General features: G+C 66.9%; 19 protein-coding genes. 14 read left to right on the top strand and 5 right to left on the bottom strand.

Translation table 11 applies throughout. From position 1 onward, the window contains the following. Positions 1 to 252 precede the first annotated feature (252 nt). The gene (locus C2862_RS00675; RefSeq protein ID WP_229467230.1) at positions 253 to 1,965 is read left to right on the top strand and encodes a bifunctional diguanylate cyclase/phosphodiesterase; all 1,713 of its coding nucleotides are present in this window, start codon (positions 253 to 255) and stop codon (positions 1,963 to 1,965) included. Then, entirely contained in the window at positions 1,962 to 3,461 is a 1,500-nt protein-coding gene (locus C2862_RS00670) for an HDOD domain-containing protein (protein WP_229467229.1), read from the top strand. Before C2862_RS00675 ends, C2862_RS00670 begins: the two co-directional genes overlap by 4 nt. Positions 3,462 to 3,468: 7 nt before the next feature. Here C2862_RS00670 and aroC read toward each other — a convergent pair whose 3' ends face one another. Then, positions 3,469 to 4,560: a chorismate synthase gene (gene aroC / locus C2862_RS00665; protein WP_136218190.1), complete on the bottom strand. Its 1,092-nt coding sequence runs from the start codon at positions 4,558 to 4,560 to the stop codon at positions 3,469 to 3,471. Positions 4,561 to 4,771: 211 nt separating this feature from the next. Here aroC and C2862_RS00660 point away from each other — a divergent pair, with 211 nt between their 5' ends. Further along, positions 4,772 to 7,021, top strand: a complete 2,250-nt coding sequence (locus C2862_RS00660; protein ID WP_136218189.1) for an EAL domain-containing protein — start codon at positions 4,772 to 4,774, stop codon at positions 7,019 to 7,021. Positions 7,022 to 7,090: 69 nt separating this feature from the next. Here the strand turns inward: C2862_RS00660 and C2862_RS00655 are convergent, their stop codons facing one another. Together C2862_RS00655 and C2862_RS00650 are read right to left on the bottom strand one after the other, a co-directional pair. Further along, a complete protein-coding gene (locus C2862_RS00655) occupies positions 7,091 to 8,077 on the bottom strand; it encodes an IS110 family transposase (RefSeq protein WP_136218188.1) in 987 nt (328 codons plus the stop codon). Positions 8,078 to 8,321: 244 nt separating this feature from the next. Continuing rightward, entirely contained in the window at positions 8,322 to 8,774 is a 453-nt protein-coding gene (locus C2862_RS00650; RefSeq protein ID WP_136218187.1) for a CBS domain-containing protein, read from the bottom strand. 182 nt (positions 8,775 to 8,956) lie between these two features. Between C2862_RS00650 and C2862_RS00645 the strand changes: the two genes are divergently transcribed. From C2862_RS00645 to C2862_RS00635, 3 genes are read left to right on the top strand one after another with little or no spacing between them, the layout of a single operon-like run. Then, positions 8,957 to 10,267, top strand: a complete 1,311-nt coding sequence (locus C2862_RS00645; RefSeq protein WP_136218186.1) for an O-acetylhomoserine aminocarboxypropyltransferase — start codon at positions 8,957 to 8,959, stop codon at positions 10,265 to 10,267. A 1-nt stretch (position 10,268) separates the two neighbouring features. Further along, the gene (locus tag C2862_RS00640; RefSeq protein WP_136218185.1) at positions 10,269 to 11,090 is read left to right on the top strand and encodes an alpha/beta fold hydrolase; all 822 of its coding nucleotides are present in this window, start codon (positions 10,269 to 10,271) and stop codon (positions 11,088 to 11,090) included. After that, positions 11,087 to 11,377, top strand: coding sequence for a DUF962 domain-containing protein (locus tag C2862_RS00635; RefSeq protein WP_136218184.1), 291 nt, complete (start codon positions 11,087 to 11,089; stop codon positions 11,375 to 11,377). Before C2862_RS00640 ends, C2862_RS00635 begins: the two co-directional genes overlap by 4 nt. Before the next feature lie 85 nt (positions 11,378 to 11,462). On the opposite strand, the gene C2862_RS00630 is transcribed toward C2862_RS00635, so the two are convergent. Continuing rightward, on the bottom strand, positions 11,463 to 12,845 hold the full coding sequence (locus tag C2862_RS00630; RefSeq protein WP_136218183.1) for a YihY family inner membrane protein: 1,383 nt from the start codon (positions 12,843 to 12,845) through the stop codon (positions 11,463 to 11,465). 60 nt (positions 12,846 to 12,905) lie between these two features. Between C2862_RS00630 and wrbA the strand changes: the two genes are divergently transcribed. The 8 genes from wrbA (at position 12,906) to C2862_RS00590 (ending at position 23,387) form a co-directional block, all read left to right on the top strand. Beyond that, positions 12,906 to 13,535, top strand: coding sequence for an NAD(P)H:quinone oxidoreductase (wrbA, locus tag C2862_RS00625; protein ID WP_136218182.1), 630 nt, complete (start codon positions 12,906 to 12,908; stop codon positions 13,533 to 13,535). Further along, positions 13,535 to 13,933, top strand: a complete 399-nt coding sequence (locus C2862_RS00620; RefSeq protein ID WP_136218181.1) for a DUF2069 domain-containing protein — start codon at positions 13,535 to 13,537, stop codon at positions 13,931 to 13,933. Before wrbA ends, C2862_RS00620 begins: the two co-directional genes overlap by 1 nt. Further along, positions 13,926 to 15,335, top strand: a complete 1,410-nt coding sequence (locus C2862_RS00615) for an FAD-binding oxidoreductase (protein WP_136218180.1) — start codon at positions 13,926 to 13,928, stop codon at positions 15,333 to 15,335. The genes C2862_RS00620 and C2862_RS00615 overlap by 8 nt, the downstream gene beginning before the upstream one ends. Positions 15,336 to 15,345: 10 nt before the next feature. Next, positions 15,346 to 15,774 carry a DUF4124 domain-containing protein gene (locus C2862_RS00610; RefSeq protein ID WP_136218179.1) on the top strand — a complete coding sequence of 143 codons (429 nt, stop codon included), beginning with the start codon at positions 15,346 to 15,348 and terminating at the stop codon, positions 15,772 to 15,774. Next, on the top strand, positions 15,762 to 18,311 hold the full coding sequence (locus tag C2862_RS00605; RefSeq protein ID WP_136218178.1) for an FtsX-like permease family protein: 2,550 nt from the start codon (positions 15,762 to 15,764) through the stop codon (positions 18,309 to 18,311). Before C2862_RS00610 ends, C2862_RS00605 begins: the two co-directional genes overlap by 13 nt. Beyond that, the gene (locus tag C2862_RS00600; protein ID WP_136218177.1) at positions 18,311 to 19,375 is read left to right on the top strand and encodes a lipocalin-like domain-containing protein; all 1,065 of its coding nucleotides are present in this window, start codon (positions 18,311 to 18,313) and stop codon (positions 19,373 to 19,375) included. Before C2862_RS00605 ends, C2862_RS00600 begins: the two co-directional genes overlap by 1 nt. A 31-nt stretch (positions 19,376 to 19,406) precedes the next feature. Then, a complete protein-coding gene (locus C2862_RS00595) occupies positions 19,407 to 21,230 on the top strand; it encodes an ABC transporter transmembrane domain-containing protein (RefSeq protein WP_136218176.1) in 1,824 nt (607 codons plus the stop codon). A gap of 126 nt (positions 21,231 to 21,356) precedes the next feature. After that, the gene (locus tag C2862_RS00590) at positions 21,357 to 23,387 is read left to right on the top strand and encodes a Cache 3/Cache 2 fusion domain-containing protein (protein WP_136218175.1); all 2,031 of its coding nucleotides are present in this window, start codon (positions 21,357 to 21,359) and stop codon (positions 23,385 to 23,387) included. 10 nt (positions 23,388 to 23,397) lie between these two features. Here C2862_RS00590 and C2862_RS00585 read toward each other — a convergent pair whose 3' ends face one another. After that, positions 23,398 to 24,246 carry a lysylphosphatidylglycerol synthase transmembrane domain-containing protein gene (locus C2862_RS00585; protein WP_168709968.1) on the bottom strand — a complete coding sequence of 283 codons (849 nt, stop codon included), beginning with the start codon at positions 24,244 to 24,246 and terminating at the stop codon, positions 23,398 to 23,400. Positions 24,247 to 24,248: the final 2 nt, after the last annotated feature.

Raw genomic sequence — 24,248 nt, 5'->3', positions numbered from 1 at the left:
ATGCACTACGCATCGGCGAAAATGGCGGGTCTTGTATTGACGACGCTTGTTAGCGATCCGTCAAGAGGCTAGCGCAAAGCGCCTTGTCAAGCAAGACACCACTGCGCTAACGCAAACGGAGCGTGACTCGGTGTGGCTGCCGATGTTTTTTAATGCCCCTCGGAATTTTTCGATGATAAAGTGCCCTGTGGTTTGTTAAACTTCCAGGGTTCACCTGTCCCAGGTGCCAGCAATAAGGCAGATATTTCAACGATGCGCTCTCCCTCCGCCGCCGCGCCGGCGCACGGCACCGACACGCTGATGGAAGCAGCGGGCGATTGCGCGCTGCGCATCGCGCCCAGCGGCGAGATCCGCAGCGCCAGCCGCCGCACCCTGCGCCTGCTGGGCCTGCCGGGCGCGCTTGAAGGCATGCCTCTCTCCGACCTGGTCCACGAGACCGACGGCGCCGCCCTGCGCACCGCGATCGCCGACGCCCATGCGGCCGGCGAGCCGGTGCTGGTGCGCGTACGCCTGCGCTGCCTGGGCCGCGAAATTCCTTTCGAGCTGCGCATCGCTCCGCTCGGCGCCTACGACAGCCTGCTGGTGGTCGGACGCGACGTCAGCGCCCAGCACGCCCTCGAAGAACGCCTGCGCCACATCGCGACCCACGACGCCCTGACCGAACTGCCGAACCGCCTGCTGCTGGCCGACCGCATCCGCGTGGTGATCGCCAACGCGCGCCGCTCGGGCCAGGGTTTTGCCGTCGCCACGATCGGCATCGACGGCTTCAAGAAAGTGAACGATGCGCTCGGCCACGCGGTCGGCGACGCCGTGCTGTGCCAGGCCGCCGGCCGGCTGCGGCGCGCGATGCGCGACAGCGATACGCTGGCGCGCGTGGGCGGCGACGAATTCGTCGTGGTCCTGCCCGGTACCGCCAGCGAAGCCCAGATCAAGCTCGTCACCGGCCGCCTGCTGGCGACCCTGCAATCGCCCTTCGAGCACGAGGGCCATACGATCTACCTCGGCGCATCGAGCGGCGTCGCGCTCTATCCGCAGCATGCCGAGGACGACCACGGCCTGCTGGCCCTGGCCGACGCGGCCCTGATCCGCGCCAAGGAAACCGGCAAGGGCCGCGCCCTGGTCTACAGCGCGCGCGAACAGGGCCCGCCGCAGCACGACATCTCGCTGGAGGCGGCCATGTTTTCGGCCGTGCGCGAAGGCGAGTTCCTGCTCTACTTCCAGCCGATCGTAGATGCGCGCACGCGCCTGATCGAGGGCTTCGAGACCCTGATGCGCTGGAAGCACCCGACGCTGGGCATGGTGCCGCCGGTACGCTTCATCCCGATCGCCGAAACCAATGGCCTGATCAACATGCTCGGCGCCTGGGCCCTGAAAGCGGCCTGCGCCCAGTTGCCGCAGTTCGAGGAAGCCGCCAAGCGCGATCTCTACATCTCGGTGAACATCAGCCCGCGCCAGTTCAGGAACGACAAGTTCCTTGGCGTGCTGGACGAGGCGCTGGCGCTGTCCGGCCTGGACGGCAGCAAGCTGGTGCTCGAGATCACCGAAGGCACGCTGATGGTCGACCCGCAGCATGCGGAAACCATTCTCACCAAAATGTCCGAACGCGGCGCGCGCATCGCGATCGACGACTTCGGCACCGGCTACTCCTCGCTGGCCTACCTCAAGCGCTTCCCGATCTCGGTGCTGAAGGTGGACCGCGCATTCGTGAAAGACCTGCCCGGCGCGCAAAAGGAAGCGGCGATCTGCAGCGCCGTGCTCGACATGGCGCGCCACCTCGACCTGTCGGTCGTGGCCGAAGGCGTCGAGACCGAGGCACAGCTGGCCTGGCTGCAGGCGCGCGACTGCCGCTACATCCAGGGCTACCTGACCGGCAAGCCGATGCCGGCCCACGTGGCCCTCGCCGCCCTGCAGGACAACCATTACACGGCATTGCTGCCGCCCGAACGACCAGCCCGCACATCATGACCGCATCATCCCTCCCCGACACCCCGCCGCGGGCCGGCGCAACGCTCGACCTGCTGTGGGAACGCATCCGCCGCCAGGGCGACATGCCCGGTTTCACGCGCGCGATCAACGCCATCCTGGCCTCGATGCGCGGCGAGGACGAGCGCGAATTCTCGATGACCCAGACCGTGCTGTCGGATCCGGTCCTGACGCAGAAGGTACTCAGGCTCGCCAACAGCGGCATGTATTCCGCCTTCGGCCAGCGCATCAACACGGTGTCGAAAGCCGTACTGGTGCTGGGCACCGAGGCGATCGGTCACCTGGCGCTGGGCCTGAAGCTGATCGAGGAGCTGGCGAAAAGCACGCCGGATTCGGCGCTCGCCCACGTCGAGATGGAAAAGGCCGTGCTGGCCGGGATGGTGGCCCAGCAGGTGGCCGCCAGCGCCGCCACGCGCGACCCCGAGGAAGCCGTGGTGTGCTCGATCCTGCATTCGCTGGGCCGGATGATGGTCACCTTCTACATGCCCGAACGCTGGGCACGGATGCAGGAGGTCGCCGGCGCCGGATTCGAGGAACTGGCGGCGCAGCCGGTGCTCGGCCTCTCGCTCGAGGCCCTGGGCCGCGCCACGGCCGAACACTGGGGTCTGCCGCGCAACCTGGTGGCCGGCATGCGCACGCTGGAGCCGGGCGAACGCGAGGAAGGCTTCGGCCACGACGACTGGCTGGCGGCGCTGGGCACCATGTCGACCCGCTGCGCCAGCTCGCTCTGGAACGACGACGAAGCCGGTGCCGCCCAGGTGGCCGAACTGGCCGAGGCTTTCGCGCCGATGCTGGGCGTGGCGCCGCAGCAGATGCTGACGGCGATCGACAAGGCCAAGCGCGAGGCGCAGGCCGATCTCACCATCGCGCCGCTGGCCAAGCCCTTGGAAAAACAGGTACACGTCGAGACCGTCGCCCGCAAGCGCGAGGCCGGCAACCGCATCCTGATGAGCGGCGCGGCCGACATGCGGGACGCCGGCGTGTCCGTGAATCCGGGCCAGATGATGTCGATGGCGCTGGAAACCATCTTCCAGGGCCTGTCCTTCACGCGCGCGTTTGCATTCCTGCGCAACCGGCGCGAAGGCAAGTACCTGGCGCGCATGGGCTTCGGCGAAGGCGCCAAGACCCTGATGCCCAACCTGTCCTTCGACGACGCCTACGGCCCCGACGTGTTCCACGCTGCCCTGACCAGCGACCGCGTGATTTTCATCGAGAATGCGCGCGATCCGAAATTCGCGGCCAAGCTGCCCGGCTGGTGGCGCGGCACCCTGTCCGAGGCGCGCTGCTTCGTCGTGATTCCGCTGTGCCTGAACGGCCAGCCGGTCGGCTTCATCTACGGCGACTGGGACGACACTTTCCCGTCCATCAGCCTGAGCCAGACGGAATTCTCGCTGCTGAACGATGTGCGCACGCTGGTGGTGCGTTCGATCGAACGGCGCACGCAGGCCGAGCTGGCGGCAGCCGCCGCCAAACAATAAACCCGGCTTAAATCCGCGGCGTATCGACGCGCACGTCGCCGCACTGCGCGCGGTGCATCAGCGCGTGGTCGATCAGCACCAGGGCCAGCATGGCCTCGGCGATCGGCGTCGCGCGGATGCCGACGCAGGGGTCGTGGCGGCCGAAGGTCTCGACGATCGATGGCGTACCCGCCTTGTCGATCGAACGGCGCGGCACCCGGATCGAGGACGTCGGCTTGATCGCCAGCGAGACCGTGATGTCCTGCCCGGTCGAAATCCCGCCCAGCACGCCGCCGGCCTGGTTGCCCACAAAACCTTCCGGCGTCAGTTCGTCGCCGTGCTCGGACCCCTTCTGCACGACCGCGTTGAAGCCGGCGCCGATCTCCACGCCCTTGACCGCATTAATTCCCATCATCGCGTAGGCGATGTCGGCATCGAGCTTGTCGTAGATCGGCTGGCCGAGGCCGACCGGCACGCCGGTGGCCACCACGTCGATGCGCGCGCCGATCGAGTCGCCGGCGCGGCGCAAGTCATCCATGTAGGCTTCCATGCGCGCCAGCAGCGCCGCGTCATCGGTAGCGGCAAAGAAGGGATTGTTCGCCACGTGCTCCCAGCCGCCGAACGGGATGTCGATCTCGCCCAGCTGGCGCATGCAGCCCATGAAGCCAATGCCATAGCGTTCGCGCAGCCATTTCTTGGCCACCGCGCCGGCGCCGACCACGGGCGCGGTCAGGCGCGCCGACGAACGTCCGCCGCCGCGCGGGTCGCGCACGCCGTATTTGTGCCAATAGGTGTAGTCGGCGTGGCCTGGGCGGAAGGTCTCGGCGATGTTGCCGTAGTCCTTGCTGCGCTGGTCTTCGTTCGGAATCAGGAGCGCGATCGGGGTGCCGGTCGTTACGCCCTCGTACACGCCCGACAGGATCTGTACGCGGTCCGCTTCCTGGCGCTGGGTCACGTGGCGCGAGGTGCCGGGCTTGCGGCGGTCGAGGTCGCCCTGGATGTCGGCTTCCGTCAGCGCCATGCCCGGCGGGCAGCCGTCGATGACGCAGCCGATCGCGGGACCGTGCGATTCGCCGAAGGTGGTGACGGAAAACAGCTTACCGAAGGAATTACCAGACATAGGACGTAGGCGAAAAGTGCGAAAAGATCATTCTACCAGCCCACGCAGGGATCGGCGGAGGGCCGCCTTTTTCGGCATTCGACCAGATTTGATGTTGCTCCATGGATATAAATTTTCCTTCAAGCACAACTTTTGGCCGCCCGTATTGAATAATGTCCGTTATACTCCGTTCGAATGAACCGCCGAGCCTGAACTTGGAGACGCAACAATAATGCCCGCATCGATGTCGCCCGGTGTCGCCCTGCCTGCGCACGACGACCTGATATTCCTGGACGAGGCACCGCTCGCCGGCGCGCGCGGCACTCGCTCCGCCGTGCCGGGCTGGCGCATCCTGATCGTCGACGACGACGCCGACGTCCATTCGACTACCACCTTCGCCCTCGCCGGGCTCGAAGTCCAGGACCGCCCGCTCGAATTCCTGCACGCCTATTCGGCGGAACAAGCGCGTGTGCTCCTGGCGCGCGAGCCCGACATTGCCGTCATCCTGCTCGACGTCGTGATGGAGCAGCCCGACGCCGGCCTGCACCTGGTGCGCCACGTGCGCGACACGCTCGGCATGACCGACGTGCGCATCATCCTGCGTACAGGCCAGCCGGGCTACACGCCCGAGATGGAAGCGATCCGCGACCTCGACATCAACGACTACCGCACCAAGTCCGAACTCACCCGCACCAAGCTGTACACGACGGTGGCCGCCGCCGTGCGCGCCTACCAGCAGCTGCACGCGCTGGGCGTGGGCCGCGCCGGGCTGGAACGCATCGTCCACGCGGGCACCGAACTGATGCGCCTACACGGCGCGCGCGACGTCGCCCGCTCGGTGCTGCAGCAGGCGGCCGCCCTGCTCGGCCAGGAGCCCGGCGGCGTGCTGTGCGCGCGCGAAGGCGCGGCATTGCGCGTGCTGGGGGGCGCCGGCAGCGGACTCGAACTGGAACAGCGCCTGCTCGACCTGAAGCAGCATGGGCTCATCGGCGGCGCCGCCACGCGTGCCCTGGCCGAGCGGCGTTCAGAATTCAATCCGACTTGCCTCGCGCTCTACTTCCCCGGCAAATCGGGCCGCGACTTCGCCGCGGCCTTGCCCCTGGTGCGCCCTGTCAGCGACGGCAACAAGCGCCTGCTGCACGTCTTCGCCAGCGTGGTCTCGGTCAGCCTCGACAACCTCGAACTGGTCGGGCGCCTGAACAACGCCGCCTTCTTCGACCAGCTCACCTGCCTGCCGAACCGCACGCAACTGGTCGAGGACCTGGACGCCGCGGTCGCCAACGAGGGCGGCCTGGACACCACGCTGACCCTGGTAGACCTCGACCACTTCGCCGAGATCAACGATGCCCTCGGCCACCAGTTCGGCGACCAGCTGCTGGTCACGGTGGCCCAGCGCCTGCAAAGCCAGCTCGATCCGCGCCTGAAGGTGGCGCGCATTGGCGGCGACATCTTCGCCGTGCTGGGCATGGGCAGCCTGAATACGCCGGAAGCGATCCACGCCCTGTTCGCAGCGCCCTTCTCGCTCGACGGCCAGGACCTGCAGGTATCAAGCACCCTCGGCCTGGTACGCCTGGGCGAACACGACGGCACCGGCGCCGACGCGCTGAAGGATGCCGACATCGCCCTGAAGCGCGCGAAGTCGCAGCAGCGCGGCGGCCACTTCTATTTTTCGCGCGGCATGGGCGTCGAGATCCGCGAACGCGTGCGCCTGATGCACGCGCTGCGCAGCGGCGTGCGCCGGGGCGAACTCTTCCTCGCCTACCAGCCGCAGGTGGACCTTGCGACCGGCCGACCCTTCGGCGCCGAAGCGCTGCTGCGCTGGCGTATGCAGGACGGCACCCTGGTGCCGCCGGACCGCTTCATCCCGATCGCGGAATATTCGGGCCTGATCGTCGAGATCGGCGCCTGGGTGCTGCGCGAAGCCTGCGACGAGCTGATGCGCCTGCGCGGCGCCGGCCACCTCGACTTCACGATGTCGATCAACGTGTCGCAGGCCCAGTTCCGCCATCCGCGCTTCGTCGACGTCCTGCGCACGGTGCTGAATGACACCGGCGCGCCGCCCGAATACATCGAGCTCGAGATCACGGAATCGATGGCGATGGAAGAGCCGCAGCTGCTGGCCGAGATGCTGGCCCAGGTCAAGCGCACCGGGGTCTCGATCGCGATCGACGACTTCGGCACCGGCTTCTCTTCGCTGTCGCACCTGCAGCGCCTGAACGTGGACCGCCTCAAGATCGACCGCGCCTTCGTTACCGAGATCACCGGCTCGGCGCGCGGCAGCAGCATCGCCGAGATGATCATCCAGCTCGGACGCAACCTCGGTTTGTCAGTCATTGCGGAAGGGGTGGAAGACGAACGCCAGGCGCAGATCCTGCACGCGCTGGGCTGCCCGCTGGCGCAGGGCTTCCTGTTCTCGCGGCCGCTGTCGCCGCAAGCTTTATTGGAGTGGCTGGCGACGCAGGGCTTGAGCGACGCCGCGTGACGTGACGCGAATGGTGGGCTCGGGGCGCCCACCCTACAGCTCGCGATATCGTAGATACCGTCTCGGGTTTCAAGCAGGGTGAGCGTGGTCCGGTGAGTATTTTGTTCTGGTCCTCAAGACGCCGAAGCACAGGTGTACGAGCTTGCGCATGGCTGCGCCGACGATTGCCATCGGCGTCTTGCCTTTAGCAGCCAGTCGCTCCTTGAGTGCGCGTATATGGGGATTCCACTGCAGGGCCGACACTGCGGGCATGTACAAGGCGGCACGCATCCTTTTCGGCCCCGCTTTCGATAGCTTGGGACGAGCGTGCAGGCTCGTTCCCGACTGGCGTTCCACAGGCACCAGGCCGAGATAGGCTGCAAGCTGTTCGGCAGAATGAAACTGGTGGGTGTGCATGACCGACAGCATGTGATGCCCGGTTTCCGGTCCGACGCCAGGAATGCTGGTCAACAGCTTCATGTCGTCCTTCAGATCAGGATGCCTGTCGATGTGCGCATCGATCTTTTTCCGGATCGCTTTCAGCTGAGTGTTCAGAAATCCAATGGTTTCGTCGATCGATGCCAGGACATCCGCGGGTGCGCGGCCGACGACGGATTTTTCCTTGCGGTTCTGTTCACGCTCGATGTCCTTCTTGATCGCGTCTTCACGCGCGATATATGCCTGTAGCTGCCGGGCCGCGGGCGGCGGCGGCACCCAGGGCGCTGGCTTCAGCAGCGCGCCATAGCGAGCCAGTACGAAGCTGTCCTTCGTATCGTTCTTCGTTCGCACCGCCATGCCCCGACCGAAGTCCTTCACCTGGGCGGGGTTGGCAATCGAGACCGTCATGCCGGCATCGGATAGTGTCTCGGCGGCCAACTGGTGGTAGACGCCCGTACCTTCCATGATGACGTGAAGCTCATCAGGAAGGATGCCTTCTTTTTCCACGAAGTAAGCAAGCGTGGCAAGTCCGGCCGGACTGTTTGCCACCACTTTGGTCTTGCGTTTGGTATCGGCTGCATCGCGCAAGAGGCAGCAGTCGAGCTTGTCCTTCGAGACATCCACGCCAAGGTATTTCATGATCCTCGCTCCTGAAATGCCCAACTTCGCCCGCTTGCCTTGCACATCCAGGGTTTTCCCCTTGGCTACCGTCCAGTGTCAAAGTTTGGCAGAAGTAGAAAGAGCTGAGGCGCCTGATCTACGGTTCATGGTCTGGCCATCAGGGTGGACTCAGGCTGCCCCAACTCCATGTAGAGTAGCTAGCTCCACATAGGTTCAAGATACAAGGGTGGGCGCCCCGGGCCCACCAAAGTAGACCCGCTACTTAATCCTCGGCCGCCTGCTCCGCCGGCCAATCCCGGATATACGCCTTGAGCATGCGGTTCTCGAAACTCTGCGCCTCGAGCACCGCGCGCGCGACGTCGTAGAACGAAATCACGCCCAGCAGCGTCTTGGCATCCATCACCGGCAGGTAGCGCGCATGCTTTTCCAGCATCATGCGGCGCACTTCGTTGACTTCGGTTTCGGGGGTGACCGTGATCGGCGCCTCGTCCATGTGCTTGCGCACCGTCCCCTCGCCCAGCGCGCCGCCGTTCGAGTGCAGCACCTTGATCACTTCGCGGAAAGTCAGCATGCCGACGAGGTCGCCATACTCCATGACCACCAGGGAACCGATGTCCTTTTCCGACATCGTATTGACCGCGTCGGCGAGCAGGGTTTCAGGGGTCACCGTGTAGAGGATGTTGCCCTTGACCTGCAGGATTTCTGAAACTTTCATATTAGCCACCCCGGCTTCTGTTGGAATATTCACTAGTCGATTTCTTTGTCTAAGCTATAACACGAATGTAGCTTAAGGCTATCAGAAAATCCAGCGACGTGGGGACGGCGCCGCTCATCCGCTTGCGCCATGAGCAAAGAATGCTACGATGCCGCCCATAACTATTCTTTAACGAGACACTCATGAGCGGTCCACACTACCCGGGCTTCGACACCCTGTCGCTGCACGCGGGCGCGGCAATCGACCCGGCGACGGGCGCGCGCGCCACGCCGATCCACTTCACCTCTTCCTTCGCCTTCCGCGATTCCGATCACGCCGCCTCGCTGTTCAACATGGAGCGCAGCGGCCACGTCTATTCACGCATCTCGAACCCGACCAATGCGGTGCTGGAAGAGCGCATCGCGGCGCTGGAGGGCGGCGTGGCCGGCATCGCCACCGCTAGCGGCCAGGCCGCGATGTTCCTCGGCCTGTCGACGATCGCTGGCGCCGGCTCCCACATCGTTGCTTCGCGCGCGCTCTACGGCGGCTCGCACAACCTGCTGGCCTATACCCTGAAGCGCTTCGGCATCGAGACCACCTTCGTGGACCCGCGCGACATCGACGCCTGGCGCGCCGCGATCCGCCCCGAAACCCGCGTCCTGTTCGGCGAAACCCTGGGCAATCCCGGCCTGGACGTGCTCGACATTCCGCGTATCAGTGCCCTGGCCCATGAACACGAGCTGCCGCTGATGGTCGATTCGACCTTCACCACGCCCTGGCTGCTGCAGCCCGTCGAGCATGGCGCCGACCTGGTCTTCCATTCGGCCACCAAGTTCCTGTGCGGCCATGGCACCGCGATCGGCGGCCTGCTGGTCGACGGCGGCACCTTCGACTGGCAGCGCGCGCACGACCGGACCGGCCGCTTTGCCGAGCTGTGCGAGCCCTACGAGGGCTTCCACGGCATGGTGTTCGCCGAAGAATCGAGCGTCGGCGCATTCGCCCTGCGCGCGCGGCGCGAAGGCCTGCGCGACTTCGGCGCGGCCATGAGCCCGCACAACGCCTTCGCCATCCTGCAGGGCGTCGAGACCCTGGGCCTGCGCATGGAGCGCCACGTCGCCAACACCCGCCGCGTGATCGAATTCCTGCTCGCGCATCCGGCTGTCGAGGCGGTGTCCTATCCGGAGCTCGACAGCCATCCGGACCACGTGCTGGCGCAGCGCCTGCTGCCGAAAGGCTGCGGCGCCGTGTTCACCTTCGCCCTCAAGGGCGACCGCGCGGCCGGCCGCCGTTTCGTCGACAGCCTGAAGGTGTTCTCGCACCTGGCGAACGTCGGCGACGCCAAGTCGCTGGTGATCCATCCTGCCTCGACCACCCACTTCCGCGTGCCGGTGGACCAATTGGCCGCGAGCGGCATCACGGAGGGCACGATGCGCCTCTCGGTCGGCCTGGAAGACGCCGGCGACCTGATCGAAGACCTGGGCCGCGCGCTCAAGGCCGCGCAGAAGGGAGCCTGAGATGATGCTCGAGATCCAGGGCAAACAGGCCTACGCCTACAGCGGCGGCAAGGCTTTTGATCCGCTGCTGCCGACCATCGTCTTCATCCACGGCGCCCAGAACGACCATTCGGTCTGGGGCCTGCAGTCGCGCTGGTTCGCGCACCACGGCTATGGCGTGCTGGCGGTGGACCTGCCGGGACATGGCCGCAGCAGCGGTCCGGCGCTGGCCAGCGTCGAGCAGATGGCCGACTGGCTGCTGGCGCTGCTGGAGGCGGCCGGGGTGCGCAAGCCGATCCTGGCCGGACACAGCATGGGTTCGCTCGTCGCGCTGGAAGCGTCGCTGCGCGCCCCAGACAAGGTACGCGCCCTTGCCATGCTCGGCACGACCTATCCGATGAAAGTCTCGGACGCCCTGCTGGCCACCGCGCGCGACGACGAGGGAACGGCGATCGACATGGTCAACATCTGGTCGCACTCGAGCATCGCCCATAAACCATCGGCGCCGGCGCCCGGCTTTTCCGTGATGGGCGGCGCGCGCCGGCTGATGCAGCGCATGTCGGCCCTGAATCCGGACCACCTCTTCTACACCGACTTCTCGGCCTGTAATGCCTATGCCAACGGTGAAGCGGCGGCAAGGGCCGTGCGCTGTCCGACGCTCTTCATTTTCGGCAGCAAGGACATGATGACGCCGGCGCGCTCGACCAAGCTGTTGACCAGCACGATCGCGCACGGCAAGGTGGTGCAGGTCGACGCCGGCCATTCGCTGATGAGCGAGCAGCCCGATGCCGTGCTGGACGCGCTGGACGCGTTTGCGCTGTCCCTCGAGGAGACGAGAGCATGAGCTTTGCCGAGTTCTATCCCTTCTACCTGTCCCAGCACGCCGACCGCCGCTGCCGGCGCACCCACTTCATCGGCAGCACGGGGGCCTTGCTGGCGATCGCGACGGCGATCGTGACGGCCAATGCGTGGTGGGTGCTGGCCGCCCTCGTGTTCGGCTACGGCGGCGCATGGATCGGGCATTTCTTCTACGAGCACAACCGGCCGGCGACCTTCAAGCAGCCGTGGCTGTCGTTCAAGGCGGACTGGGTGATGTACTGGCAGATGTTGACGGGGAAGCTCAGTTTCTGATCGACCGTGCGTGACGCGGGCATGCCCGCCCTACGTTAAACGGCAGCCGCGGGCGGTGGCGCACCGTAGGGCGGGCATGCCCGCATTACACCGCTTGCGCACCCGCGAAATACGCACTGATCGGCTGATCGAGACCCTGCGCGACGGCCTTCTCCACCTCTCGCGCCAACGCCCCGGCATCCAGCGACAAACTCGACCCCGCCACCTGCTGCGCATTCGGCGCCAGCGCCGCCCGCGCGCCGCCGAACACGAACAGCCGGTAGACGTCGGCCACGCGCAGCTCGTCTGGATCGGCCAGCAGCACCCAGTCGTCGGCGCCTGCGCGGTCGACGTTGCGCCACTGCCCCTCTACCTTCAGTTCCGGCTGCACCCGTCCCACCCAGCCGGCCGCCACCATCTGCTCCAGCAGCAGGCTCAGTTCGTCGTAACCGATGCGCGTATGCGCCCGGATCGCGCTTGATGACACCAGCGCCGAACCGGTCGCGTGGGCGCCGCCGTGCAGCACCTTCAGCACCGCCATCGCATCGACGAACACGCCGCCCGGCGCCGGCACGTGCCACCAGCGCTCGTACTTGATGACCGGCAGCGCCGCCGCCACCACCGCCCCTAGCAGCGTGATCAACCACGATAGATACAACCAGAGCAGGAAAAGCGGCAGCGCGGCCAGGGCGCCGTAGATGATGGCGTAGGTCGGGAACTGGCGGATGAAGAGCGCGAACAGGCGCTTCGCCAGCTCGAAGGCGATCGCCGCGGCCAGCGCCCCCCACAGGGCGTCGCGCCAGTTCACGTGGCGGTTGGGCACGGCCACGTAGAGCAGCGTGTAGGCGCCGGTCGTCAGCGCCAGCGAGGCCAGGGTCGAGAGCAGCGTGCCGAGGAAGGGCACGGCTTTCGTCACGCCGCCGGTCACCATGAACAGCTGGGCCGTGAGCGAAATCGACAGGCCGAACAGCAAGGGGCCGAGGGTGATCAGCGCCCAGTAGGTCAGCATGCGCTGCATCAGCGGACGCGGCCGGCGCACGCGCCAGATCTGGTTGAAGACGCGCTCGATCATGCCCATCATGGCCGTCGTGGTGAACAGCAGCACGACCGCGCCAAGCGCCGAGAGCCCCTTGGCCTTGTCGGCAAAACCCGTCAGGTTGGCGATGATCGTGTTCGAGATCGCCTTCGGCATCAGGGCCTGGGCGAAGTAAGTTTCGAGAGCCGTGCGGAGCTGACCGAAGATCGGAAACGTGGTAAAAATGGCTAGCACGATCGTCAGCAGGGGTACCAGCGCCAGCGTGGTCGTAAAGGTGAGGCTGCCTGCCACCTGGGGCAGCATTTCCTCGCGCAGGCGGCGCCGCGCGAAGCGCACCAGGTGCTGCACCTCAAGCAGGGTCAGGCCGCGCACGCGCTCGAAGCCGTCGCTGAGGATGTCGTTCGTGGAACGCGAGAGTGCCTGCACCTTCGCGTGGACCGTTTTGGAAAGCATGTTGTCGTTTGAATAGCGCCCGGGGCGATTGTTCCGGCAAAGCATTCTATAATACCAACGATGAACCCGACCCTGACCATACTCGTGTTGTACTACTCGCGCCACGGCGCCACCCGCAAGCTGGCCGAGCTGATTGCCCAGGGCATCGAAAGCGTGCCGGGGCTCGAAGCCCGCCTGCGCACCGTGCCGGCGGTCTCGACCGTGGCCGAAGCGACGGCGCCCGCCATCCCGCTCGATGGCGCGCCCTATGTCGAGTTGTCCGACCTGGCCGAATGCGCGGGCCTTGCCTTGGGTTCGCCCACGCGCTTCGGCAACATGGCGGCAGCGATGAAATACTTCCTCGACGGTACCGCGGCCGAATGGCTGGCCGGCACCCTGTCGGGCAAACCGGCGGTCGTGTTCGCCTCCACCGGCAGCCTGCACGGCGGCCAGGAAGCGACCTTGCTGTCGATGATGATTCCGCTGCTGCACCACGGCATGCTCGTCATGGGCCTGCCCTACACCCATCCCGAACTGATGACCACGTCCAGCGGCGGCAGCCCCTACGGCGCCACCCACTGGGCCGGCATCGACGGCGACAAACAGGTCACGGAAGATGAGAAACGCCTGGCGATTGCGCTCGGGCGCCGCCTGGCCGAAGCCGCCTCGAAGTTACAGTCGCCTCTGCAATCACTACACGGACCACGCTGATGCAAACCCAAAAGCTCTTCCATGGCGGCGCCATCGCGAGCCTGATCTGGCTGATCGGCTGGCTGGTGGCCTGGGAAATCTGGGTCGCCCCGCTGCACCCGGGCGGCTCGCTGCTGGCCCTGAAGGCGGTACCGCTGCTGGTACCGCTGCGCGGCGTCATCAAGCGCGACCTCTACACGCTGCAGTGGTCGTCGATGGTGATCCTGATTTATTTCGCCGAAGGCGCGGTGCGGGCCTGGAGCGATACGCTCGAGCTCTCGCGCATGATGGCCCTGGGCGAAGTGGCGCTGGTCTGCGTCTACTTCGCCTGTGCCCTGCTCTACCTGCGTCCGTATAAAAAGGCGGCGCAGCGCATGGCCAAGGAATTGCTGGACAAGGTAAAAGTACCGCATGACTGAGGATTTCCTCGGACGCTGCCGCACAATCGTGGGCGCGTCCCGGGTGCTGTCCGAACAAGTGGACATGGCGCCCTACCTCACCGACTGGCGCGGCCGCTTCACCGGCCGCGCGCGGGCGGTGCTGCTGCCTGCCACGGTCGACGAGGTGGCGCAGCTGGTGCGCACCTGTGCCGGGGCGCGCGTGCCGATCGTGCCGCAGGGCGGCCGCACCGGCCTGGTGCTGGGCAGCGTGCCCGATGCCAGCGGCGTCGCCGTCGTGCTGTCGCTGCGGCGCATGAACCGCATCCTCGACATCGACACCACCAACCGCACGATCACGGTCGAAGCCGGCGCCATCCTGCAGCAGATCCAGGACGCGGCGGCGAAAAGCGGCCTGCTGTTTCCCCTGTCGCTGGCGGCCGAAGGCAGCTGCACCATCGGCGGCAACCTGTCGACCAATGCCGGCGGTACCGCCGTGCTACGCTACGGGAACACGCGCGACCTGTGCCTCGGCCTGCAGGTGGTCACACCCAGTGGCGAGGTCTGGGACGGCCTGCGCGGCCTGCGCAAGGACAATACGGGCTACGCGCTGCGCGAGCTGTTCGTCGGCGCCGAAGGCACGCTGGGCGTGATCACGGCGGCCGTCCTGAAACTCTACCCGCAGCCGAAGGCCTCGACCACGGCCCTGGTGGCGATGGAATCGCCCGAGCGCGCCCTGGCGCTACTGTCGCTGATGCAGGACCAGTGCGGCTCGAACCTCACCGCCTACGAGCTGATGTCGGACTTTTGCCTGAGGTTGGTATCCGAACACTTCCCGCACCTGCCGCGCCCCTTCGCGCGCAGCCATGCGCAGTATGCGCTGCTGGAAGTGTCGAGCAGCGAGTCGGAAGAACACGCGGTGTCCCTGCTCGAAGGCGCGATCGAGGCCGCGCTCGAAGGCGGCCTGGCGATGGATGCCGTGGTGGCCACCTCGATCGCCCAGTCGAGCGGGCTATGGCAGTTGCGCGAACACATCCCGCTGGCCCAGGCCAGTGCCGGCAAGAATATCAAGCACGACGTCTCGCTGCCGATCTCGCAGATCGCCGCCTTCATTGCCGCCACCGACGCCCAGCTGGCGCATGCCTTCCCCGGCTGCCAGGTGGTCTGCTTCGGCCACCTGGGCGACGGCAACCTGCACTACAACGTCGCGCCTTCACACGGTGAGTCGCACGAGACATTTCTTGGCAACCAGGATGCGATCAACCGCATCGTGCACGACAGCGTGGCGCGCTTCGAGGGCTCGATCTCGGCCGAACACGGCATCGGCGCCCTGAAACGCGAAGACCTGCAACGCTACAAGGACCCCGTCGAACTGAACATGATGCGTGCCATCAAAGGCGCCCTCGACCCGCTCGGCATCATGAACCCTGGCAAAATTTTGTGAGGGAGCGGCGATGAGGACCATGATGGCGGTGCTGGGCATGTGCGTGCTGGTGCAGGCGGCCGGGGCGCAGACGATCTACAAGTGCACGACTGAGGGCAAGGTCAGCTATGGCGAGCAGCCTTGCGCGGCGGGCAAGACGAGCGAATTGACGGTGCCGCCTGCTCCAGCGGGCGCCGACGCCGCCAGGGCTTTGGCCCGCGACAAGGCGCAGCTGGCGGCACTGGAAAAGCAGCGTGCAGTGGAAGCTGCGCGCGAGGAAAAGGATCGGATGCGCGCGGCCCGCACGGCCGACGCCACGCGTCAAAAATGCGAACGCCTGCGCCTGCAGCTCAAATGGGCGCAAGAGGACGCGGCCCGCGCAGGTAAGCAAGCCTCCGCTGCCGCACGCCTGAAGGCGCGCAGGCAGGCGGAGTCGCTGGCGGTGCAATGTCCGGCCTGAACGTCCTGTCCCGCTGGCTGCTGGTCGGCGAATGGCGCGCCCATCCGGTGCGCGCCGTGCTGGCCGTGGCGGCGATCGCGGTCGGCGTGGCGATGGGCTTTGCCATCCACCTGATCAACGCCGCGGCCTTCAACGAATTCTCGAGTGCCATCAAGAGCCTGTCCGGCCAGGCCGACGTCCAGGTGGCGGGACGCGAAGCCGTCTTCGACGAGGCGATCTATCCGGTGCTGGCGCAGTACGAGGGCGTGGCGCTGGCCGCGCCCGTACTCGAAGTGCAGGCCGCCGTGCCCGCCGCCAAGTCCTCGCTGCGCCTGGTCGGCATCGACCCGCTGCGCGCCGGCTATATCGCTCCCGATTTGCTGGGTGTGCCGCAGGACGGACGCGGCAGCGACGTGCTGGCCGACGATACCGTGTTTCTTTCTCCTGCCGCGCAAAGCTGGCTCGCGCTGAAGACCGGCGGCCAACTGGGCGTGCGCGCCGGCACCCGCGATTTCCAGCTGCGCGTGGCCGGCCCCGTGCAGCGCGCGCGGCCGGGCCAGCGCTTCGGCGTGATGGACATCGGCGCCCTGCAGTGGCGTTTCAATCAGCTCGGCAAGCTCTCGCGCGTCGACCTGAAATTGCGCGACGGTGTCAACCGTGCCGAATTCGAGGCGAAACTCACCGCCGACCTCGAACGCCGCTTCCCGGGGCGCTTTCGCGTCCAGCAACCGAACGACAGCGACCAGCAAAGCCGCAACAATAATCTCAGCCGCGCCTACCGCGTGAACCTCACGGTGCTGGCCCTGGTCGCCCTGTTCACGGGCGCCTTCCTCGTGTTCTCGACCCAGGCCCTGTCCGTGATGCGGCGGCGCAGCCAGTTCGCGCTGCTGCGCGTGCTGGGCGTGGAGCGCGGCCAGCTGCTGCGCCAGGTGCTGGTCGAGGGCGCCAGCCTGGGCCTGGTCGGTGCCCTGCTCGGGGTGGCGGCCGGCTACGCGCTGGCGGCGCTGGCCCTGCGCTTCTTTGGGGGCGACCTCGGCGCCGGCTACTTCCCGGGCATCAAGCCGCAGGTCGTGTTCACGCCGGTCGCCGCCTGCGTCTTTTTCGCGCTGGGACTCGGCGTCGCCCTGCTCGGCTGCCTGGCGCCTGCCCTGGAAGCGGCGCGCGCCAAGCCGGCCGTTGCCCTCAAGGCGGGTAACGACGAAGCGGCCCTGCACCGCCTGGCACGCGTCTGGCCTTCCTTTATTTGCCTTGCCCTGGCCGGCGTATTCGCCTTCGCGCCGCCTGTGTTCGAGCTGCCCCTGTTCGGCTATTTCGCGATTGCCCTGTTGCTGATCGGCGGCATCGGCCTGATGCCGCGCCTGGCCTCGAGCAGCTTCCGCCTGCTGGAGGGCCTGCTGCGGCGCGCCCCAAAGCCGCCGCCGGTGCTGGCCCTGACCCTGTCGCGGCTGGCGAACGCCCCCGGCCAGGCCTCGATCGCCCTGGGCGGCGTGCTGGCCAGCTTCAGCCTGATGGTGGCGATGGGGATCATGGTGGCGAGCTTCCGCATCTCGGTCGACGACTGGATGCGCCACATCCTGCCGGCCGACCTGTACGTGCGGAGCAGCGCCGGCGGCAGCTCGGGCTTCTTCGGCAAGCTCGAGCAGGAGGGAATCGCACGCGCCGCCGGCGGCAACCAGGTGCAGTTCCTGCGCACCCGTCCGGTCTCGCTGCAGGCCGACCGTCCCGACGTGGTCCTGATCGCGCGCGACATCGATCCCGCGGATCCGGGCCGCCTGCTGTTCCTGGTTGGTGCATCCAGCCCGGTGCCGGCGGGTGCACGCCCGGCCTGGGTCTCGGAAGCGATGCTCGACCTGTACGGCGTCCGGGTCGGCCAGACGCTCGACCTCCCCCTGGGCGGCAAGCCCGCACGCTTTTTCATCGCCGGCGTCTGGCGCGATTATGCCAACCAGTCCGGTTCCATCGTCGTGCGCCTGGCCGACTACCGGGCGCTGACCGGCGCACTGGAAGTGACGGACGCCGCCATCTACGCCGGCAGCGAAGCGAATACCGACCGCATCGAACGCGCGCTGCGCCAGCTGCCTTTCGGCGGCGCGCTGCAACTGGCGCGTCCCGGCGAAATCCGCGCCGCCAGCCTGCAGATCTTCGACCGCAGCTTTGCCGTCACTTACCTGCTGGAGGCGATCGCCATCGTCATCGGCCTGTCGGGCGTGGCCGCGACCTTCTCGGCCCAGACCCTGGCGCGCGCGCGCGAGTTCGGCATGTTGCGCCACGTCGGCGTGACGCGCGGCCAGGTGCTCGGCATCCTGGCTTGCGAAGGCGGCCTGCTGACCCTGCTGGGCGTGGCCTGCGGCTTCGCGCTCGGCCTCGTGATCAGCCTGATCCTGGTGTTCGTCGTGAACCCGCAGTCCTTCCACTGGACCATGGGCCTGCACCTGCCCTGGGGCCTGCTCGGCACCGTCGCCGGCGTGCTGGTCGCGGCCTCGGTCGGCACGGCCCTGGTGTCGGGCCGCTATGCCTTGTCGGGCGGGCCGGTGCGCGCCGTACGGGAGGATTGGTGATGCGCCTCTTGTTTGCTCTGTTCATGTTCCTTGCCGGCCTGGCGCAGGCCGCGCCGCCCGTGTTCCCGCAGGTGTTGCCGGGGCAGCAGCTGGTCTTCCCGCGCGACTTCGGCGCCCATCCGGATTTTCGCACCGAGTGGTGGTACGTCACCGGATGGCTCACCAAGGCGGACGGCAAGCCGCTCGGCTTCCAGGTGACCTTCTTCAGGAGCCGCACCGAACACGACACGGCCAACCCGAGCGCCTTCGCTCCGCACCAGCTGGTGATCGGCCACGCCGCGCTGTCCGATCCGGCGCATGGGCGCCTGGTGCATGACCAGCGCAGCGCGCGCGAAGGTTTTGGCTTGGCCTGGGCCAAGCCCGGCGACACCGACCTCAAGCTCGACGACTGGCGCATGACGCGCGAGCGCGACGGCAGCTACCGCGTGCACCTGAAGTCGGCCGAGATGACGCTCGAACTGAGCCTGTCTCCGACCCAGCCGCCGCTGCTGCAGGGCGAAGGCGGCTATTCGCGCAAGGGGCAGGCGCCACGGCATGCAAGCTATTACTACAGCCTGCCGCAGCTGAAGGTGACCGGTGTGGCCGGCCGCGCGGGCGCCGCCGGTCCGGTAACGGGCAGCGCCTGGTTCGACCACGAATGGTCGAGCGAAGCGCTGCAGCCCGAGGCCCAGGGCTGGGACTGGATCGGCGCCAACCTCGACGACGGCGGCGCGCTGATGGCTTTCCAGATCCGCGCCAAGGACGGTGGTAAACTATGGGCGCACGCGACCGTGCGCGCACGCGACGGCAAGCTGACGCGCTACACGCCCGATCAGGTCGTGTTTACGCCGCAGTCGCACTGGACCTCGCCGCGCACGAATGCACGCTATCCGGTCGCGACCACGATCACGACGGGCGCAACACGCTGGCAGATCGCGCCGCTGCAACCCGACCAGGAACTCGATTCGCGCCGCTCGACGGGCGCCGTCTACTGGGAAGGCGCAGTGAGCCTGCAGCGCGACGGCGTGCCGGCCGGGCATGGTTATCTGGAGATGACCGGCTACGTCCAGCGCATCAAACTTTGAACCACGAGACAGAACAACAACAAGCCACACGATGACCAAGCGTTCCCCCGGCAGTAACGGTACCGATTCCAATACACCGCGCAAAGGCAGCCTCGCCGCCCTCAAGGGCCTGACGCCCTTTCTGCTTCCCTATCGCCGCCAGTTCGTCCTGGCCGGCATCGCCCTGCTGTTCGCGGCCGGCGCCACGCTCGCCATTCCCGCCGCCTTCAAGCAGATGATCGATCTCGGCTTCGGGGCCCAGGCCGGCGCGCACAGCATCAAGCACGTCGACGCCACCTTCCTCGCCCTGTTCGGCGTCGCCGCGGTGCTGGGCGTGGCCACGGCGGCGCGCTTCTACATGGTGTCCTGGCTGGGCGAGCGCGTCACGGCCGACATCCGCAGCGCCGTCTACCGCCACGTGGTACACCAGAGTCCCGAGTTCTTCGAGACCACGCAAACCGGCGAAGTGCTTTCGCGCCTGACCACCGACACCACCCTGATCCAGACCGTGGTCGGCACCAGCATCTCGCTCGCCCTTCGGAATACCCTGCTCTTCCTGGGCGGCCTGGTGATGCTGTTCGTGACCAGCGCCAAGCTGACCGCGATCATCCTGGCCCTGCTGGTGCTGGTCATCGTGCCGATCGTGCTGTTCGGCCGGCGCGTACGCAAGCTCTCGCGCGATTCCCAGGACCGCATCGCCGACGCCTCGGCCCTTGCCGGCGAGATCCTGAACGCCATGCCGACGGTGCAGGCCTACACCCACGAAAAGATCGAGGCCGAGCGCTTCGGCAGCAGCGTCGAAGGCGCCTTTGGCGCGGCCATGCAGCGCATCCGCGCGCGCTCCTTCCTCACCATGCTGGCCATCGTGCTGGTGTTCGGCACCATCGTCTTCGTGCTCTGGCTGGGTGCGCACGCGGTGCTGGAGGGAAGCATGACCGGGGGCGACCTGGGCCAGTTCATCCTGTACGCCTCGATCGTCGCCGGCTCGATCGGCGCACTGGCCGAGGTGATGGGCGAAGCCCAGCGCGCCGCCGGCGCCACCGAACGCCTGCTCGAACTGCTGGCGGCGCGCTCGGACATCCGCAATCCGGCGCATCCGCGCGCCCTTCCCCAGCGTTCTTCGAATGGGGCCGCGCTGGCCCTGCACGACCTCACCTTCGCCTATCCGTCGCGCCAGGACACGGCCGCGCTGTCGCACGTCTCGCTGTCGATCAAGCCGGGCGAAACGGTCGCCGTGGTCGGCCCCTCGGGCGCCGGCAAGACCACCCTGTTCCAGCTGCTGCTGCGCTACTACGATCCGCAGGCCGGCGCCATCACGCTCGACGGCGTCGACATCCGCGACCTCGACCTGCACACCCTGCGCGGCGCGATCGGCATCGTGCCCCAGGACACGGTGATCTTCTCCGCCGACGCAATGGAAAACATCCGCTACGGCCGCCCGGACGCCACCGACGAGGAGGTCATCGCCGTGGCGAAGCTGGCCGCGGCCCACGAATTCATCGAGCGCCTGCCGCAGGGCTACCGCTCCTTCCTCGGCGAGCGCGGCGTGCGCCTGTCGGGCGGCCAGCGCCAGCGCATCGCGATCGCGCGCGCCCTGCTGAAGAATCCGCCGCTGCTGCTGCTCGACGAAGCGACCAGCGCCCTGGATGCCGAATCCGAACGCCTAGTCCAGGGTGCGCTGGAAGCGGCCATGGTCGGGCGCACCACCGTGATCATCGCGCACCGCCTGGCGACCGTGCAGCGGGCCGACCGCATCGTCGTCATGGAAGACGGACAGGTGGTGGAAACCGGCACCCACGCCTCGCTGGTCGCGATGGGCGGGATCTATGCCAACCTGGCGGCGCTGCAGTTCCATCACGTTCACGTGGAGCATTAAGGTTTCGGCAAGCTGTGTACTGGGCGATACAAAATTGCCGGATTTTCGGAATTCGTCATCTTATTCTGTTGACTGAGAGCAAGTGTTTGGTATGATCGGCGAACTCCGTCATCGCCTCTCTCAGCCATGTCCAACAACAAATATCACCCTGCCAACTGGAATGTCGGCACCAAGATCAGCGCCTTCAGCTTCGCACTCGTCGGCGCCCTGATCGCCGCACTGGTCATGACGATTACCGTCACCACCTCCTCGATGCTCGAGGAGCGTGCCAGCCAGAACATGCAGAACGAACTGCAGGGTGTGGTCGACACCGTCGACCTGTTCAACCGCACCGTCTCCAGCGAAGCCGTCAGTTTCGGCCGCATCTTCGCTGCCGACTTCGCGGGCGCCTTCGAGAGCGATCCGGCCGCGCCGGTCGACATCGGCGGCAAGCAGGTGCCCTCGCTGACCCATGAGGGCAAGGTGCTCAACCTCGATTTCAGCGCACCGGACCGCTTCAGCAAGGAGACCGGCGGCAATGCCACGATCTTCGTTGCCGACGGCGAGGACTTCGTGCGCGTCACCACCTCGGTGAAAAAGGAAAACGGCGAGCGCGCCGTCGGCACCACGCTCGACCACGCCAGCCCGGCCTATGCCGCCCTGAAGGACGGCAAGGTCTACGTGGGCCTGGCCAAGCTGTTCGGCAAGCAGTTCATCACCCAGTACGAACCGGTACGCAATAGCGCCGGCAAGGTCGTCGGCGCCCTCTACGTCGGTGTCGACATCAGCAAGGACATCGACGCCCTCAAGCAACGCATCCGTTCGATCAAGGTCGGCGAGACCGGCTACTTCTACGTCCTCAACGCCGCACCCGGCAAGTCCTACGGCGACCTCCTGGTGCACCCGAAGCGCGAGGGTGACAACATCCTCGACAGCAAGGCCTCCGATGGCCGCGCCTTCGTCAAGGAGATCCTCGAAAAGAAGACCGGCACCATCGCCTACGACTGGAAGAACCCTGGCGAATCGGCAGCGCGCGAGAAGGTCGCCGCCTTCGCCTTCTTCAAGGACTGGAACTGGGTGATCGCCGGCGGCACCTACCGCGACGAGATCACCGAGGAAGCCACGCGCCTGCGCAACAAGTACATCGGTTTCGCCCTGGCCGCCCTGCTGGTCTTCGCCGCCGTCCTGTACGCGTTCGTGCGCGCCACCATCACCCGTCCGCTGGCCGCGGCACGCGACGCCGCCGTGCGCATCGCCGACGGCGACCTGACCGTGAACATCGAACGCCGCCAGAACGACGAGATCGGCCTGCTGCTCGACGCCATGAATGGCATCAGCCGCAAGCTGTCAAGCGTGGTGGGCCAGGTGCGGGTCGGCGCCGAGCAGATCGCCAGCGCCTCGAACGAGATCTCGACCGGCAACCTCGACCTCTGCGCACGCACCGAGCGCCAGGCCGGCAGCCTGGCCACGACCTCGTCCTCGATGGGCGAACTGACCGAGACCGTGCGCCAGAACGCCGAGCACGCGCGCCAGGCGAATACCCTGGCCGTCTCCGCCTCGAGCATCGCCCAGAAAGGCGGCAGCATGGTCGCCCAGGTGGTCGAGACCATGGAGTCGATCAACCAGTCCTCGCGCAAGATCTCGGACATCACCGGCGTCATCGACGGCATCGCCTTCCAGACCAATATCCTGGCCCTGAACGCGGCCGTGGAAGCGGCCCGCGCCGGCGAACAGGGCCGCGGCTTCGCGGTCGTCGCCAACGAAGTGCGCAACCTGGCCCAGCGCAGCGCCGCCGCGGCCAAGGAGATCAAGGCCCTGATCGCGGCCTCGAGCAGCGAAGTCGACCTCGGACGCGAGCTGGTCTCGAAAGCCGGCGCCACCATGGACGAAGTGCTGGCCAGCGTCGGCCGCGTGACCGACATCATGGCCGACATCACGGCCGCGAGCCAGGAACAAAGCCACGGCATCGAGCAAGTCAACCGCGCGATCGGCGAGATGGACGAGACGACCCAGCACAATGCCGCCCTGGTCGAGGAAGCCAGCGCCGCGGCGCAGGCGATGCAGGACCAGGCCGCCGAGCTGGCGCGCGCGGTGCGCCTGTTCCGCCTGGACGAGCGCGCCGCCGCGCTCGATGCACCGGCGCAGCCTGCACGCCTGCCGGCGCCCAGCCACGGCTGAAGCGGGGCAATCACCCTGTTGTCGCTGGTCGCAACGAAAACCGACCGAGAAACAGGGCACCGACCATCGACGACAGGAGCGTCAGCAAGAAGAAGCAACTCGACGCCAGCACGCCATAAGTGGGGTCCAGATGGAACATCCGGACGCCCACCAGAAAAGTGGCTTCGCGCACCCCAAGGCCGCCGACACTGAACGGCAGCACGGCGGCAAGCGATGAAACGAGGAAGAGGGCGAGGTAGGCGATATAGCTGCCCGCGGGTGCGCCCAGGTAGGAAAGCAGCATCGCCATGCATGCCAGCTGCAGGACCTGTACCGCCACTCCCAGCGCGCATACGCCGGCCAGTTGCCGCGCATCGAGCCTGAACAGCCATCGATGCGCCAGCACGAATACCGCGCGCACCGCGGCCACCGATGCCACCGTGAACAGGACGACGGTCGCTGCCTCCCATGCGAGCGGGAGCAGCGGTGTCAGCATGCACAAGATGAGCAACAGGGTCAGCATGCCGCCGCTACGGTCCGCCAGCGTGATCGCGACTCCTGTTCGCAGCGGCAGGGAAAAGCCGCGGTGCAGAATGAGCACCTTGTAGGCGTCGCCCCCTATTCCGCCCGGCAAAAGAATATTCAGGAACATGCCTGCGTAATACAAACGCAGGTTGTCCCCCTCGCCCAGGCGCATGCCTGCGTGGCGCTGGTAGATATTCAGCCGCAGCGCCGCCAGGATCTTGGATGCGTTGAAGGCGATCAGGGCGGCGCCCAGGATCGGAGCGCGTTCCGGGCGAAACGCGAGGCTTGCCGCCTGGCCCAGGTCGAGGTTCAGGAAGACGACCAGGATCAGGCAGCTCGACACCGCCAGCTGCACGA

The organism is Massilia sp. Mn16-1_5 (assembly GCF_004798585.1).
Classification (GTDB): Bacteria; Pseudomonadota; Gammaproteobacteria; order Burkholderiales; family Burkholderiaceae_D; genus Telluria.
Note: the sequence above shows the minus strand (reverse complement) of the source record. Positions and strands in the feature narration are given on the sequence as shown.

Bases quoted from the DNA above. Each gene is read 5' to 3' on its own strand.
- C2862_RS00675 (WP_229467230.1), top strand. From the start codon at position 253: ATGCGCTCTCCCTCCGCCGCCGCGCCGGCGCACGGCACCGACACGCTG.
- C2862_RS00670 (WP_229467229.1), top strand. From the start codon at position 1,962: ATGACCGCATCATCCCTCCCCGACACCCCGCCGCGGGCCGGCGCAACG.
- aroC (WP_136218190.1), bottom strand. From the start codon at position 4,560: ATGTCTGGTAATTCCTTCGGTAAGCTGTTTTCCGTCACCACCTTCGGC.
- C2862_RS00660 (WP_136218189.1), top strand. From the start codon at position 4,772: ATGCCCGCATCGATGTCGCCCGGTGTCGCCCTGCCTGCGCACGACGAC.
- C2862_RS00655 (WP_136218188.1), bottom strand. From the start codon at position 8,077: ATGAAATACCTTGGCGTGGATGTCTCGAAGGACAAGCTCGACTGCTGC.
- C2862_RS00650 (WP_136218187.1), bottom strand. From the start codon at position 8,774: ATGAAAGTTTCAGAAATCCTGCAGGTCAAGGGCAACATCCTCTACACG.
- C2862_RS00645 (WP_136218186.1), top strand. From the start codon at position 8,957: ATGAGCGGTCCACACTACCCGGGCTTCGACACCCTGTCGCTGCACGCG.
- C2862_RS00640 (WP_136218185.1), top strand. From the start codon at position 10,269: ATGATGCTCGAGATCCAGGGCAAACAGGCCTACGCCTACAGCGGCGGC.
- C2862_RS00635 (WP_136218184.1), top strand. From the start codon at position 11,087: ATGAGCTTTGCCGAGTTCTATCCCTTCTACCTGTCCCAGCACGCCGAC.
- C2862_RS00630 (WP_136218183.1), bottom strand. From the start codon at position 12,845: ATGCTTTCCAAAACGGTCCACGCGAAGGTGCAGGCACTCTCGCGTTCC.
- wrbA (WP_136218182.1), top strand. From the start codon at position 12,906: ATGAACCCGACCCTGACCATACTCGTGTTGTACTACTCGCGCCACGGC.
- C2862_RS00620 (WP_136218181.1), top strand. From the start codon at position 13,535: ATGCAAACCCAAAAGCTCTTCCATGGCGGCGCCATCGCGAGCCTGATC.
- C2862_RS00615 (WP_136218180.1), top strand. From the start codon at position 13,926: ATGACTGAGGATTTCCTCGGACGCTGCCGCACAATCGTGGGCGCGTCC.
- C2862_RS00610 (WP_136218179.1), top strand. From the start codon at position 15,346: ATGAGGACCATGATGGCGGTGCTGGGCATGTGCGTGCTGGTGCAGGCG.
- C2862_RS00605 (WP_136218178.1), top strand. From the start codon at position 15,762: ATGTCCGGCCTGAACGTCCTGTCCCGCTGGCTGCTGGTCGGCGAATGG.
- C2862_RS00600 (WP_136218177.1), top strand. From the start codon at position 18,311: ATGCGCCTCTTGTTTGCTCTGTTCATGTTCCTTGCCGGCCTGGCGCAG.
- C2862_RS00595 (WP_136218176.1), top strand. From the start codon at position 19,407: ATGACCAAGCGTTCCCCCGGCAGTAACGGTACCGATTCCAATACACCG.
- C2862_RS00590 (WP_136218175.1), top strand. From the start codon at position 21,357: ATGTCCAACAACAAATATCACCCTGCCAACTGGAATGTCGGCACCAAG.